Source organism: Rothia sp. 110740021-2 (genome assembly GCF_054263775.1).
Window position 1 is genome coordinate 57,243 of record NZ_JBSZFE010000001.1, and the last position, 13,449, is coordinate 70,691.

12 protein-coding genes are annotated in these 13,449 nt (G+C 58.1%); 9 read left to right on the forward strand and 3 right to left on the reverse strand.

The genetic code is table 11. The annotated features are described in order from the left end of the window. Nucleotides 1-117: 117 nt before the first annotated feature. The 5 genes from ACUXHH_RS00290 to ACUXHH_RS00310 all read left to right on the forward strand — a co-directional run bounded on the left by ACUXHH_RS00290 (nt 118) and on the right by ACUXHH_RS00310 (nt 5,661). The gene (locus tag ACUXHH_RS00290) at nt 118-819 is read left to right on the forward strand and encodes a TetR/AcrR family transcriptional regulator (RefSeq protein WP_279788237.1); all 702 of its coding nucleotides are present in this window, start codon (nt 118-120) and stop codon (nt 817-819) included. Nucleotides 820-1,020: 201 nt separating this feature from the next. After that, entirely contained in the window at nt 1,021-3,816 is a 2,796-nt protein-coding gene (locus ACUXHH_RS00295) for an MMPL family transporter (RefSeq protein WP_458390571.1), read from the forward strand. A 72-nt stretch (nt 3,817-3,888) separates the two neighbouring features. After that, on the forward strand, nt 3,889-4,344 hold the full coding sequence (locus ACUXHH_RS00300) for a fluoride efflux transporter FluC (RefSeq protein ID WP_279790874.1): 456 nt from the start codon (nt 3,889-3,891) through the stop codon (nt 4,342-4,344). Beyond that, nucleotides 4,344-4,796, forward strand: coding sequence for a fluoride efflux transporter FluC (locus ACUXHH_RS00305; RefSeq protein ID WP_279741927.1), 453 nt, complete (start codon nt 4,344-4,346; stop codon nt 4,794-4,796). Before ACUXHH_RS00300 ends, ACUXHH_RS00305 begins: the two co-directional genes overlap by 1 nt. Before the next feature lie 223 nt (nt 4,797-5,019). Then, nucleotides 5,020-5,661: a VanZ family protein gene (locus ACUXHH_RS00310; RefSeq protein ID WP_458390572.1), complete on the forward strand. Its 642-nt coding sequence runs from the start codon at nt 5,020-5,022 to the stop codon at nt 5,659-5,661. 133 nt (nt 5,662-5,794) lie between these two features. On the opposite strand, the gene ACUXHH_RS00315 is transcribed toward ACUXHH_RS00310, so the two are convergent. From ACUXHH_RS00315 to ACUXHH_RS00325, 3 genes are all read right to left on the reverse strand, one after another. Further along, nucleotides 5,795-6,400 (reverse strand): aquaporin, encoded by a 606-nt coding sequence (locus ACUXHH_RS00315; RefSeq protein WP_458390573.1) that lies wholly within the window; start codon nt 6,398-6,400, stop codon nt 5,795-5,797. Nucleotides 6,401-6,846: 446 nt separating this feature from the next. Continuing rightward, nucleotides 6,847-8,076, reverse strand: coding sequence for an acetylornithine deacetylase (gene argE, locus ACUXHH_RS00320; RefSeq protein ID WP_458390574.1), 1,230 nt, complete (start codon nt 8,074-8,076; stop codon nt 6,847-6,849). Between the two features lie 135 nt (nt 8,077-8,211). Then, complete coding sequence (locus ACUXHH_RS00325; protein WP_279741923.1) at nt 8,212-8,754, reverse strand: flavin reductase family protein; 543 nt, start codon at nt 8,752-8,754, stop codon at nt 8,212-8,214. A gap of 399 nt (nt 8,755-9,153) precedes the next feature. Here ACUXHH_RS00325 and ACUXHH_RS00330 point away from each other — a divergent pair, with 399 nt between their 5' ends. The 4 genes from ACUXHH_RS00330 (at nt 9,154) to ACUXHH_RS00345 (ending at nt 13,408) form a co-directional block, all read left to right on the forward strand. Beyond that, nucleotides 9,154-11,154: a DUF6541 family protein gene (locus ACUXHH_RS00330; protein ID WP_279790819.1), complete on the forward strand. Its 2,001-nt coding sequence runs from the start codon at nt 9,154-9,156 to the stop codon at nt 11,152-11,154. Between the two features lie 194 nt (nt 11,155-11,348). Beyond that, nucleotides 11,349-12,092, forward strand: coding sequence for a glycosyltransferase family 2 protein (locus ACUXHH_RS00335; RefSeq protein ID WP_279790818.1), 744 nt, complete (start codon nt 11,349-11,351; stop codon nt 12,090-12,092). A 2-nt stretch (nt 12,093-12,094) separates the two neighbouring features. Then, on the forward strand, nt 12,095-12,478 hold the full coding sequence (locus tag ACUXHH_RS00340) for a DUF2304 domain-containing protein (protein WP_279790816.1): 384 nt from the start codon (nt 12,095-12,097) through the stop codon (nt 12,476-12,478). Nucleotides 12,479-12,532: 54 nt separating this feature from the next. Then, complete coding sequence (locus tag ACUXHH_RS00345; protein WP_049345952.1) at nt 12,533-13,408, forward strand: glycosyltransferase family 2 protein; 876 nt, start codon at nt 12,533-12,535, stop codon at nt 13,406-13,408. Nucleotides 13,409-13,449: the final 41 nt, after the last annotated feature.

The following is a 13,449-nucleotide window of genomic DNA, read 5'->3' on the forward strand; positions in this document are numbered from 1 at the left end:
CATATTGATTAAACATTAAATCTTCACCTCAAGTTTATTGCCTCGAGTGCAAATATATGGTGAATCTAACCCCCAAATAGTTACTCTCAGTGAAACATTGCGCGTATTGTAAAAAGCATGGCTAATCTTGTTGAATCCCCCGCAAACATCACGGACAAGCGTTCCGCCCGCAAGGCAGAGAACCGCATTGCAATCGTTGAGGCAGCAGAATCCCTCATCCTTGAGGGCGGCTACGGCGCCCTCAACACAGAAGCACTCGCAGAACGCGCAGGCGTCTCCCGCCGCACCATCTTCAACCACTTCGCCTCCGTAGACGACGTGCTGGTCACCCGCATGAACCAGTACTTCAATCGCATCTTCGAAAAATGCGACTTCACCGTCTCCGGTGAAAACGCAAGCATGGAAGCCGAAATGCTCTCCATTGCCCGCAAGGTCTTCATGAGCAACACCCTCGAAGAGTACATCGCACCCTTCGTACACCTGCTCTACGCCCTCGAAATGGACAGCCCCGCGAAGTTCGAAGAATACTCGCACGTCATCCTTGAGCGCACCTACGACATCTTCCTCGAACAGTACCTCGCGGCATACCCCGACCTGCCCTACCTGCGCGTGGCAGTCTTCGCCTCCAACCTCTCCGAAACCATTGGTGAAGGCATCTACTACTACCTCACCCGCGCCGAAGAAATAACCGCCAAGGTCTCAGCGGAAGCCCCCGAAAGCATCCACCCCGAAGCGCTCGCCATTGAAACAATGCGCCAGTGCGTACTCGAAGCACTCGATTACCTGGGTCGTCTGGTCCAGGGCGAATTCGCAAGCTAAGCCCCATAGCTTCAACGCTCAAACACTCTCGCTCGGGCAACTCATGTACAGGTCCCCGGGGCGGGGTATTTTTTGCCCAAAACAGGTAGTAGCGTTCGTAGTGCGGGGCAAAACTGCTCGGTAAAACGGCAGGGCAAACACTACACGCACCCAACCACCTCACCGCTCCCTACTCTTCACTCAACTTCAAAGGACTAAATCATGGCTACATGGCTCTACCGTATCGGTGAAGCCGCTGCCCGTCGTGCATGGACTGTCATCCTCATCTGGGCACTCATCATTGCCGGTGTAGCGGGTGCCTATGCCGTGTTCCACGGCAAGCTCAGCAATACCTTCACCATGCCTGGAACGCAGACCCAGCAGCTCTCCGATGAGCTTGCACAGCGCTTCCCCAGCGCCAACCGCGGCTCCGGCCAGATCATTCTTACGACCGGTGATGGCACCGTCCTCACCGAAGAGCAGAAGCAGGCATTCTCCACCGCACTGCGTGCACTGCCCAGTGAGGTACCTTCTGTGGATGCGGTCACCGACCCGTTCACCACCACCTCCAAGCTTGCAGAAGCAAAAACTCGGCTCGACGAGGCGCACGCCAAAATTGACGCCGCCCCCTCCCAGATGGAGGACGGCAAAAAGCAGCTGAATACCGCCGCCTCGCAGCTTGAGGTAGGTATGAAGCAGATTGCCGACAACGAGAAGAAACTCGACGACTCACAAGCACAGATTAGTGCGGGTCAGGAGCAGGTCGCCTCTGCACAGAAGCAGCTGGATGACGCGCAGGCACAGCTGAAGGGCGGCTACGCCCAGGCGGAGGCGGCAGGCTCACCCGCCGCCACGATCGAGCAACTCGATGCTCAGCAAGCGCAGCTGACCGAGCAGCAGGATGCCCTCAATCAGCAACGCGATACCCTGACCGAGAGCCAGAAGCAGGTTGATGCGGGCCGTGCAGAAATTGCCTCTAAGAAGGACGAGCTGGCTGAGGGCCAGAAGAAGCTGGATGAGCAACGCAACCAGCTGCAGAAGACTGAGAGTGAGCTGCCGGCGCAGCGTGAGCAGTTAGAGCGCCAGCAGAAGCTCTACGACTTTGCCTCCGGCTACCGTATGGTCTCTGAGGATCAGTCCACGGCGATTGCGACTGTCTCGTTTAAGAAGAAGATTTACGAGGTGCCTTCCACTGAACTGCAGAAGGTCATGTCCAATCTCGAGTCGGCGAACCTGCACGGGGCGATCATCCAGTTTGACGTGAATCTGAGTGAATCCGCGCTAGGCGGCGGCTCACACACCGGTGAGGTTGCGGGCATGGTCATCGCCTTCATCGTGCTCATGGTCATGCTCGGCACCCTCGTGGCTGCTGGCCTGCCGATTCTCATGTCTCTGGTGGGGGTGGTGGTGGGTGTGCTCGGTACGCTTTCCCTCTCTTCCGTTGTGGAGATGAGCTCCACAGCCTACACCCTGGGCCTGATGCTTGGCTTGGCGGTCGGTATCGACTATTCGCTGTTCATTCTGAACCGCTACCGCACGAACCTGCTGGACGGTATGCCGAAGATCCAGGCAATTGCCCTGGCGAACGGCACGAGCGGTAACGCCGTGATTTTTGCGGCGAGCACTGTGATTATTGCACTCGTAGCGCTAAATGTGACCGGTATTCCCTTCCTGGGCGTGATGGGTAATGCCGCTGCGTTCTGCGTGGTTGTTGCCGCCCTAATCGCGGTGACGCTTACCCCGGCGGTGCTGTCCCTGGCGAGTACCAAAATCATGTCGAAGAAGCTGTGGGCTTCCATAGACACCCCGCAGAAAATTGCGGAACGCCGCGCGCGGGATGCCGAACGTACCGAGAAGCCGAACGGCTGGTTGCGCCTCGTGCTGGCGCGTCCGCTACTGACCCTGGTGGTCGGTACGCTGGCGCTGCTGGCGGTTGCCGCCCCCATGTCTCAGATGCGCCTGGGCCTGCCGGACGCCTCGAACTACCCCTCCGATAGCGCCGCGTACAAGTCGTATGCGCTGGTCAAGGACAAGTTCGGTGAGGGTATGAGTGCCCCGCTGATTGCGGTCGCGCACACGCCCGCGAACATGAGCGAGGAGCATGCTCAGCAGGCGCAAATTGATATCGCCTCTGCGGTGAAGGAACGCGGCGGTGCGAACGTGCAGGCTGTGGTTCCCGGCGGCATGACCGATGACCGTACCCTCATGATTTTCCAGGTGATTCCTGCCTATAGCGCAAGCTCTGTGGAGACTGAAGAGCTCGTCCACGAGCTGCGTTCCGTGACCGTTCCGGTTCAGGGCTCTAAGGTGTCTCTCGGCATTGCGGGTCAGACCAGCGGCAATATTGACGTCTCCGAGGTGCTTGCCCAGAAGCTACCCCTGTACCTGGGCGTGGTAATGGGGCTGTCCTTCCTGGTGCTGATTCTGGTGTTCCGTTCGATTATGGTTCCGCTGGTTGCCTCGGTGGGCTTCCTTTTCTCGGTGCTGGCGAGCTTCGGCGCCGTGGTGTCGATTTACCAGTTAGGCTTCATGAGCTTCCTCTTCGGGGTTGACCACCCGGGTCCGGTGCTGTCTTTCCTGCCGACCCTGCTCATCGGTATTCTTTTCGGTCTTGCCATGGATTACCAGATGTTCCTGGTGACCGGTATGCGTGAAGCGTACGTGCACGGCAAGGATGCGACGACCGCCATTGTGAGCGGCTACAACCATGCGGTGCGTGTGGTGGTGGCTGCCGCGATTATCATGATTTCAGTGTTTGGTGGCTTCATCTTTGCTGATTCGACCATGATCCGCCCGATGGGCTTTGGTTTGGCGTTCGGTGTGCTCGTGGATGCGTTCATTGTTCGCATGACGCTGACCCCGGCGATTATGGCTCTGCTGGGCGATAAGGCGTGGTGGATGCCGAAGTGGCTGGATCGCCTCACTCCGAATATGGATGTTGAGGGCGCCGCACTGAGTGAGAAGATTCAGCATGGGCACGACTCTGCTGCTACTGACTCGGGTAACAAGCTCGGGTAAGAGTAAAGTATTTAGTGTGCGCTATAGCGCACACTAAATACTTATGCGATGTGAAAGGGCAGGTGCACGGTGATGAGGAGCCGCGCGAGTATCCGACAGAGGATAGGAAGCGTTCTGAACCGTGTGCCTGCCCCTTTTCTTGTCTTTCTAGGTGGTGGCACGGGTACGCTGTGTCGCGTGTATACCCCCGGCGGCGTGCTGGTGGCGAACCTGCTGGGGTCGTTCACGCTGGGTCTGTTGACGGTGGTGTGGAATGCCTACGCGCGCCGTGACGGTGAGGATCGGATTCATTCGTTCCGCCTACTGTTTGGTGCCGGTATGATGGGTGGATACACAACGTATTCTTCAATTGCGGCGGTAGTAGCGCAGACGATTTTTCTGCCGTACACGGTGCATAGCGGGTATATGGTGTTGGCGGTGCTGGTGCTGCTTGTGGGTGGTTTAGTTGCCGCCGCTGCGGGCATGCTGATGGGGCGTTTTGTGGCGTTCCGTCTGGTGCCTGCCAGTGATGTTGAGGAGGGCCGCTAATGTTTTTTGCTCTGATGGTTTTCCTCTGCGGCGGTCTGGGCGCTATGGCCCGCTTCTTTGTGGATAAGGCGATGTCGCCTCGCCTGCGTACGGAGTTGTCGATTATTAGCCCGGTGTTCGTCATTAACCTGGTGGGTTCGTTCTTCTATGGGTTGCTGATTATGCCGGTGTCTAATCCTCGTGCGCTGGGCGTTCACTATAACGCTACGGATCAGGTGGCGTTCTGGTGCACGGTGATTACGACCGGTCTACTGGGTGGCTTTACGACATTTTCGACTGCCATGGTGGAAGCACTGACTGCCCGCTCTGAGGGTAAGATGGTGAAGTTTCTGATGCTCTGGCTGGTGCAGGTGCTTGGTGCGATGGTGGCTGCGATTGCGGGTGCCTTCGTGTTCGTGTTGCTTTTTGGGCGTTATATTGCTCCGGTGTTTCCGTTGGATGTTTTGTACTGATGGGACCAGCTGTGGCGGTTCTCATGGCGTGTTGGGTGCCGTACAGCTTTTTCACAGTTTCGCCTAGGGTGAGCCATAGGGCAGTCTTTTACACTGGTGGTGAAAGATATGCGGCGGGTATGAACAATAACCCGCTATATACCATCAAGAATACATATTAGAACAGGCATATATACAGGTGGAGTTCATATAAATCACTCTCACGACCCAAGGAACACACAGCATGCAGGAACTACTCAGTAAACATATGATTGGCACCTTCGCTATCGAGATTGCGGCACTCACAGTCGCGCTCTCCATCATCGGATTTATTGCTATGCGCCTGCGTGCCAAGAAGACCGGTCGAGTGCACGGCGTCCGCCAGTACCTGCTGACTGCGTCCTTCGCGCTGTTCCTCGCCTCAATTCTTTCACTGACGCTAACTCCGATTGGTGGCGCAAATAGCGTCACGAACCCTGAGCTGTACTACCCGCGCTTCTATGTGGGCTGGAGCTGGCAGCAGGCGTGGGAGCTGACTGCCGGCATGGGTCTGAACCGCTTCGCAACCACCGTGTATGCGCAGCTCTTCTTCAATATTGCGATGTTCATCCCCCTGGGCTTCTTCACCGAGGGTTGCCTACGCTGGGGTCTGCGCGCTACGGCGCTGAGCGGCTTCGCGCTCTCAAGCTTCATTGAGTTGAGCCAGCTGACCGGTAACTGGGGTCTGGCGGGCTTCACCTACCGTACCTTCGATGTGGATGACATTGTGAATAACACTGCCGGCGCGGTCCTTGGCGCGGCCTGTATCTGGGCGGTGCGCACGATTCAGAAGCGCCGCACGGCTAAGCATGACCGGGTGCTGGAAATGGCTAACGCCGCCGCGTAGAATCCTCTGAAACTCCCCAAACTCCCTTCCGCGAGGGGTTCGCTGTTTTTTAGGTGCAACCTCGCCGGATAAATCTACTCAGATATACCCGGCTAGATGAAACCTTAGACAGGGAAGTTCCCAAACGGGAAGACTAGCCGTCTTCGGTCACCAGGTTGACGATGCGGATACTACGGTTGCCCTTGATCTCCTCAGGCATCAGGATCGGCATGGAACCGGTCGGCGTGTATGTTGCCGCGCGTGCCGCCGCGGTAGCGTGGGTGTCTTCATACTCGGGGATAACCTCGGAGCTGGGTGTGCGGTACAGGTGGCTATTGGCCCACCACGCAAAAAGCAGAATCGCAATCGTCAGAGCGCTGGAAACGAACAACCACGGGCTGACCTGACCCTCGTAGTAGAGCTTGAAGAACGCGCCACCCATGAAACCACCGGCAATCGGGCCGCAGATCGGAACCCACGTATAGAACCAGTGCGAAGTGCCTTTATCGTGGATGGGCAGCAGGGCGTGCATGAGGCGCGGACCGAAGTCACGGGCGGGGTTGAGGCGGCCGCCGGAGTATGCGTGGGAGGCGTAGACACCGAAGGTGACGGCGAATCCCCAACCGAAGGCGATGGTGAAGAAGTTGTCGCCGTGGCCTTTGGACCGGCGAAGTTCGACGTTGGCGATGACGCCGCAGCCGATGGTGCACATGATGAGCGTGCCGAGGAATTCGGCGAGGTAGGGGCTGATGGTGTACACGGGGTGTCCTTCAGGTAGTGAAGTGCAGGTGGTGCAGTGCCGAGCGCGAGGGGGTGTGGTTTTGTGTGGGCTATGCCACACGGGTAGCATGTGTAACCTTCGGCATCTATGGAATCCTGAATACCTTGGGAGGGCAATACTTTAGTGTTATTTCACCCTTATACATAAGCGATTTTTCGGGTTTTTCATTTAAAAATAAATGTGGAAGATGAGGGAGAAACCGGGCGTAGTCCATACCGTGGACTCACTCCCTCAGTTCGCGGTTTCTCCCCATGGTTGATTCCACGGCTCAATCAACACTCGCCCCCGCCATCAGCACAGAATGCCCGGGCACCCCAATGGGGTGCCCGGGCAGATTCTAGAATTTCTAGGTTATGGCGGTTTTGGGCAACTCGTGCGAGCCGCCGTGGACTGGCTGTTACGCTGCTACACGGTTGCTACTTGTACTACTTGGCGCTCGCCCAGTCGAGAATCGCCTCGAAGAAGCGCTCACATTCGCTCAGCTGCTCCAGCTCAATCCACTCGTTCGGAGTGTGCGCCTGGGCAATATCGCCGGGACCGCAAATGATGCTCTGCACACCGGCACGCTGGAACTGGCCCGCCTCGGTGCCGTAGGTGACCTTCTTCGGTGCATCGTCGGTGCCCAGCCACTCGTGCGCCAGGTGAATAAGTGGCGCGTCGTCTTCGGTACCCAGACCCGGCACGGCGGCGAGTAGCTCGTGCTTCACACCCACGCGGGAGGTAAGGCTACCGGGCTGTGCGCCGGTCAGCTTTTCGGCGCGTGCGGCGCGTGCCTGCAGATCCGGCAGGATCACCTCCGAAAGCTCACGGTCAATATGCTCCACGAAGGACTCAGTGGTCACCTGCGGCAGGGTGCGCACATCGTACTCTACGACCGCCTGCTCGGCGACGATGTTGTACTGCAGACCGCCAGTAGCCAGGTTCACGCTACCGGTGGAGTGGGGAATGATGAACGACTCGTCGTAGGGGCCTTCTTCTTCCCACCGGTCCGCCATGTCGGTGAAGAAGGTGATGAATTCGCCGGCTGCGGCGACCGCATTCACGCCGTGGGTTGCCAGGGAGCCGTGTTTGGGCACGCCGGTGAAGGTGACGCGGCCGCGGTGCGCGCCCTTGTGCGCGGAGATAATGCGCATGCTGGAGGGCTCACCAACAATCGCGTAGTCGGGGGCGAGGTCGCGCGCCACGAACTCCTCAATGAGGGAGGGCGCACCGATGCAACCGATTTCTTCATCGTAGGAGAACGCGAAGTGCAGGGGAGTGCGCAGCTTCGCCTCGGCAACGCGCGGCAGCAGCCAGAGCGCCACGGCGAGGAAGCCTTTCATATCGCATACACCGCGGCCGTAGGCGCGGGTACCCTCCACGCGCAGGGTGAATGGGTCGGCGTCCCAAGCCTGACCCGCAACGGGCACAACGTCCGTGTGGCCGGAGAGGATAACGCCGCCGCGGGTGGTGCCGTCAGCAGCGGGAATCGTGACCAGTAGGTTAGCGCGGGTGTCGTCCTCATTGTAGGTGCGCACACCGCTGTAGCCGTAGCGGGCAAATTCGGCTTCGACGAGCTCAATGAGTTCCAGGTTGGAGGTTCCGGAGACAGTGGGGATCGCGATGAGCTTTTCGAGCCAGGGGAGGGATGCGGGCTGGGTAGTCTGAGCCGTCATGACTGTTCCTTCTGAGCTGTATTGGGTGCGCTGTGCCATCGTGTGCCGTATGCGCTTTTATGTTTAGGGTACGCCGCAGGGCGGTATTCGTCGCTTCATGGTCGTCGAATACCGCCCCGTGACCCCTGCGCGGGGTTAGATGCTGTAGTTGTTCACGTTGGAGTGGTCACCCAGCGCGTGGAAGTTACGCGAGTGGTAGACCAGCGGGGTGCCTTCGCAATCGTTACGGATGAACTCTTCAACCTGCGCGGTGAAGACGATTGCGGGACCAGCCTCAACGCGGCTGAGCGGGGTTGCGCGCAGAACGCGGCGTACGCCGTGGACGAGTGGCTCGCCGGTGTGGACGAATTCCCAAGCGCTAGTGTCTTCGAAGCGGGGGTAATCGTGGGTGGCGAAGTTCTTGGCGATGGTGACATTCTCAGCGTCGAGCATGTGCACGAGGAAGGAGGAGGAGGCAGCGATCTTTGCTGCGGATCCGCTATTTGCCTTCAAGGAGAAGGCGATGATGGCGGGGTCTGCGGACACGGAGGTCAGGGAGGAGGCGGTGAAGCCTGCCGGTTCACCGTTTTCGTCGGTTGCGGTGATGATGGCGACGCCTGCGGGCTGGTGGCCGAAGGCTAGTTTGAATTGTTCGGAGGTATCGGCGATGAGCGCCTGTGCTGCAACGGTTTCGGTCATGATCGACCCTTTCTTCTGCGGCTGCGTTTGAGGGTTCGTCCTGTGGTGTTTGCTCTGGGCGACCCTTTAGTTAAGGGGGAGATATGTTCAGAGTAAAGGTAAAGGATGCCGAACACCTTATTTATTGCCCTATGTTTCTTAGGCGAACCTTTCGTGACATTGGGTGTGAAATATTACGTCATAATCTTCGTCTTTTGGGAGTTTCGAAGATGCACTCCACTGATTGCCCCGTATTAGAGCCTGAGTAGCGGGTTGTGGGTGCTTTCCTTCTCTCTCTCCTACGGGTTTTTGCGGGGTTAAAAGAAGCCTTTAAGTTATTCTTGCTAGGTACTCGAAAGCGCTTCGTGCCCCGTATTTGAGGGGTTTTTTGGTGCGTAAACTGTGGTGAGATGAGGATTAATGAGCTGGTTGGCAACTATTCCGCTGCTACTTTTTGCGGTCGTGTTGGCTTTTGGCCCCGGCTATGCGATGGGCTGGGCGTTGCGTGTTCCTGCACGTTTGCGCGTTTTTTATGCGCCGCTGCTGACTTTTGCCCTGGTGGCTGTCTCTGCGATTGTGCTGGGTAAGACCGGCATTCCGTGGAGCCTGATTTCTTTCGTGCTGGTCGCTGCCGTGATGGTGGCTGCGGCTGCTGGTCTCATGTGGCTGGTGGGTCGCCGTTGGCCTGCTCTGGCGTCTGCCTCGTGGCCGGGTAATGATGTTCCTGTGGCATGGCCGGTGGTGGGTGCTGTGTTAGGCGGATTCCTGGTGCTGCACATGACCGAGGACATGGTCTACGGGCCTGAGGCGTTCTCGCAGAGCCTGGATAACTCATTCCATATGAATGCAATCCGCTGGATTCAGGAGCACGGCGACGCCTCGAGCCTGACCCTTGGAGCAGTCGCTGCAGCAAACCAGGAGCCGACGTTCTACCCGGCGGGTTGGCATGATTTTGTGTCCCTGATTTATAGCACCACGGGTACGAGTATTGCGACCGCCACCATTGTGACCGTGCTACTGGCTGCCGGCATTTTGTGGCCCTGCTCACTGGTGGCGCTGAGCCTGAGCATCCCGAAGCTACGCCGCCTGCAGGCCCTAGCTATTCCGGCGATGATTTGCGGTTTTGCGGCTTTCCCGGGCCTGCTACTGCGCTGGGGTGTGCTCTTCCCGAACCTGCTGGGCTATGCCCTGCTACCTTCATTTGTGGCGCTCATGGTGTACCTGGTACAGGTGATGGTACGCCGCGAGTATTCGGCATCCCTATCGCTGGGTTTAGCCTCCCTGGTGGGTCTTGCGGGTCTGGCGCTGGTGCATCCGAATGCGGTGGTCTCTGCCGCAGCCTTTGCTGTACCCCTGCTACTGGCCGGGGTGACGTGGGTAGTGCGCTCGCGCGAGCTGACCTCTCGCCAGAAGTGGGTGGGTTCCATCCTGCTACTGGCTGTCCTGGTTGGTTGTGTAGGGGCCTGGCGTGTATTACGTCCCGCTGAGTTTGCAAGTAATACTTGGTCGCCGATTCTGACCGAGGGTGAGGCCCTCTATCAGTTCCTCTTCCTGGGCTTGGAGAACGCCAACCAGCTGGGTGATAAGTTTAATCCCTCCTACTTGGCGGGTTTCCTGGTTCTGTGGGGTGTGGGGTACCTGCTGTATAAGCGCCGTAACCTGTGGCTGATTGCCAGCTGGGTGCTGATTGGTTACCTGTGGATTGTATCCGCCTCGGTGCCGCGCGGTGAGTTCCGCCTGTTGATGGTTGCTCCCTGGTACACGGATCATTTCCGTCTGGCGGCTCTGGTGGTATTCCCCTCGGTGATTCTAGCGGGTATTGGCCTGGGTGGCTTCGTAGAAGGTCTGCTTACCTGGGTTGCGCGCCGAGCACCACGCCCGGCACGCTTGAAGGTCGCGACCATCGGCATGGGTGTCGCGATGATCCTGGTACTGGTAGTTGCTGGTCTTTCTTCGCGTGTTCCTTCGGTGCAGGAGACGACCCTGGCGGTCTCTCGTGAATACCGCCTGACCCCGACCTCTGTGGTGCTGAATCAGGACGAGATGAACGTCATTAATGAAATCCCGAAGATCGTACCGAAGGACGATGTGATTGTGAATAACCCCTGGGACGGTAGCGCCTATATTTACGCGCTGGCGGATCGTCACCTGACGGGATACCACTTCGAGTTTGAGACCTCACCCAAGTACTCGGCGATTATGCACAACCTCAAGGACGCTCGTACAAACCCGGAGGTGTGCCGCGAAGTGAACGAGTACAAGGCCCACTGGTACGTTCACCTGGAGAACCAGCTGAACTTCGGCCCGGACGCCCAGAAAAACTACGACGGCCTCGTGGCTGCTATTGATACGGACGTTCTGACCCCGGTGTACTCTTCGGGTCCGATGACTCTGTACCGTATTAGCGCGTGCGATAACTAATGCGATAACTAAACGGCGCCTCAGCGCTCCTACGGGGGCACGCATCTGCAGAAATTCGTGCAGTGGTCTGCATTCTGGCGCTAAATCTGAGATACTGCGGAACCACTGATATGATGAAAGTCGGTATGTCTACTAGGGCATGCCGGCTTTCACACGCACGGTAAGACACATTCGTTAGGAGGGGTAGCTGCCCTATGGGTTCTCCCACATCGCCTCTTACCCCCCGCACGTATCCTCGTACGCTGGTGATTATGCCCGCCTGGAACGAGGAAGAAGCACTGCCCGGCACTATTACTGAGCTGCAGGAGACGGTGCCCTTCGTGGATCTGGTGGTGGTCAATGACGGCTCCACCGACAACACCTCCGCTGTGGCTCGTGAGGCGGGTGCTTTTGTGATTGACCTGCCCTACAACATGGGTGTGGGTGCCGCTATGCGCACCGGCTACAAGTACGCGCAGCGCATGGGCTACGACTACGCCATGCAGGTCGATTCGGACGGTCAGCACCACCCCGAGAGTATCCCCTCGCTCATTGAGGCGGTGCAGGGTTATGACATCGTGATTGGTTCCCGTTTCGCTGATGGTGCGGCTGACTACGAGGTGTCCGGCCCGCGCAAGTGGGCGATGGGCCTGCTGTCGTTCCTGTTCACCCGCTCGGCGGGTACCCCGTTCACGGACGTGACGAGTGGTTTTAAGATTGCTAACCGCCGCGGTATCGACTTCTACTGCCGTAACCTGCCCGCAGAGTACCTGGGAGATACCATCGACATTACTGCCATGGCAATTAGTAATGGCCTGAAGGTGCGTCAGGTGCCGGTGAACATGCGCGAGCGTCAGGGCGGAACTCCCTCTTCCGGCCCGTTGAAGTCTGCTATCTACCTGGTGCGTTCGCTCTTTGCCTACGGCATTTCGGTGAGCCGCCGCCCCGAGGAGAAGTAATCATGAGCGCGAGTGTTTTTTTCCTCATTCTGTCCGTACTGGTGTGTGCCTTTGTGATTGTGCAGGTGCGTCACCAGCGCATGAAGGAGCGGTACGCCGCCCTGTGGCTGATTATCGGCGCGGTCATTATCGTGCTGGGCGCTTTCCCGAGTCTGCTAAACGGTGTGGCGGACTTTGTGGGTGTTGCCCTGCCGGTGAACCTGTTGTTCCTGCTGTCGATTCTTTTGCTCATGGGCGTCAGTATTCACCTGACCCTGGAGCTGTCGCGCCTGTCGGAGAAGACTCGCATCCTGGCTGAGGAAGTCGCCATTTTGAAGGCGCTTCAGGAGCAGCCGGAGGGTGCATCTGGCTTAGGCCGTAGATCCTCTGCACGGGGCGAGCAGTAGGAACCATAATTTTCTTTTAGTATTTTTTACCCCTTTGACCTGGAGTAATACCTTATGACCGTTGATATTCTGTTCCCCTACTACGGCGACGTCGCCATGATGAAGCAGGCTGTGCTGTCTGTGGTCGGCCAGACCAACCCGGACTGGCGCCTGATTGTTGTTGATGACGGCTACCCAGACGACTCGATTCCCGGCTGGTTCGAGTCGCTGAAGGATGAGCGCATCACCTACATGCGTAATGAAACCAACCTGGGCGCGAACGCGAACTACCGCAAGTGCCTGACCTTCGTGGAGAACGAGCTGGTCACCGTCATGGGTGCTGACGACGTCATGCTCCCCAACTATGTGCAGTGGCTCGTGGATGCGGCGGCTAAGCACCCTGAGGCGTCCATTTTCCAGCCCGGCGTGGTCGTGATTGATGAGAACAACGGCCTGTCGAACACTCTGGTGGAGCAGACTAAGGCGTTCTACCGTCCCAAGGGTGAGGCTGTTCTGCAGGGTGAAGAGCTGGCTACCTCCCTGCTGCGCGGCGCGTGGTTCTACTTCCCGTCCCTGGGTTGGCGTAAGGACGCTATCGTGGGCACCGGTTTCCGTGAGGGCCTGAACGTTATTCAGGACATGGCGCTGATCCTCGACATTACGATGCGCGGCGGCTCCCTGTACTACGACCCGCAGGTTGCGTTCATGTACCGCCGTCACGGTGGTTCTGACTCGTCTTGGCGTGCCCTGGAGGGTACCCGCTTTGAGGAGGAGCGCCGCTACTACAACACCATGGTTGAAGAGATGACTGCCCTGGGTTGGACGAAGGCTGCTCGTGTGGCTCGTATTCGCTTCTCTTCGCGTGCTCACGCGCTGACTTTGCTCCCGAAGGCGGCTCTGGCGAAGAAGTGGCAGGGTGTTAAGAACCTTGCCGAGCACGTCGTAAAGTAAAGACTTCAATTCTATAGGTGCGACCAGTAGAGAACGGAGAT

What these genes read in the sequence shown, in the direction of transcription:
- ACUXHH_RS00290 (WP_279788237.1), top strand. Translation starts at nt 118, where the DNA reads ATGGCTAATCTTGTTGAATCCCCCGCAAACATCACGGACAAGCGTTCC.
- ACUXHH_RS00295 (WP_458390571.1), top strand. Translation starts at nt 1,021, where the DNA reads ATGGCTACATGGCTCTACCGTATCGGTGAAGCCGCTGCCCGTCGTGCA.
- ACUXHH_RS00300 (WP_279790874.1), top strand. Translation starts at nt 3,889, where the DNA reads ATGAGGAGCCGCGCGAGTATCCGACAGAGGATAGGAAGCGTTCTGAAC.
- ACUXHH_RS00305 (WP_279741927.1), top strand. Translation starts at nt 4,344, where the DNA reads ATGTTTTTTGCTCTGATGGTTTTCCTCTGCGGCGGTCTGGGCGCTATG.
- ACUXHH_RS00310 (WP_458390572.1), top strand. Translation starts at nt 5,020, where the DNA reads ATGCAGGAACTACTCAGTAAACATATGATTGGCACCTTCGCTATCGAG.
- argE (WP_458390574.1), bottom strand. Translation starts at nt 8,076, where the DNA reads ATGACGGCTCAGACTACCCAGCCCGCATCCCTCCCCTGGCTCGAAAAG.
- ACUXHH_RS00325 (WP_279741923.1), bottom strand. Translation starts at nt 8,754, where the DNA reads ATGACCGAAACCGTTGCAGCACAGGCGCTCATCGCCGATACCTCCGAA.
- ACUXHH_RS00330 (WP_279790819.1), top strand. Translation starts at nt 9,154, where the DNA reads ATGAGCTGGTTGGCAACTATTCCGCTGCTACTTTTTGCGGTCGTGTTG.
- ACUXHH_RS00335 (WP_279790818.1), top strand. Translation starts at nt 11,349, where the DNA reads ATGGGTTCTCCCACATCGCCTCTTACCCCCCGCACGTATCCTCGTACG.
- ACUXHH_RS00340 (WP_279790816.1), top strand. Translation starts at nt 12,095, where the DNA reads ATGAGCGCGAGTGTTTTTTTCCTCATTCTGTCCGTACTGGTGTGTGCC.
- ACUXHH_RS00345 (WP_049345952.1), top strand. Translation starts at nt 12,533, where the DNA reads ATGACCGTTGATATTCTGTTCCCCTACTACGGCGACGTCGCCATGATG.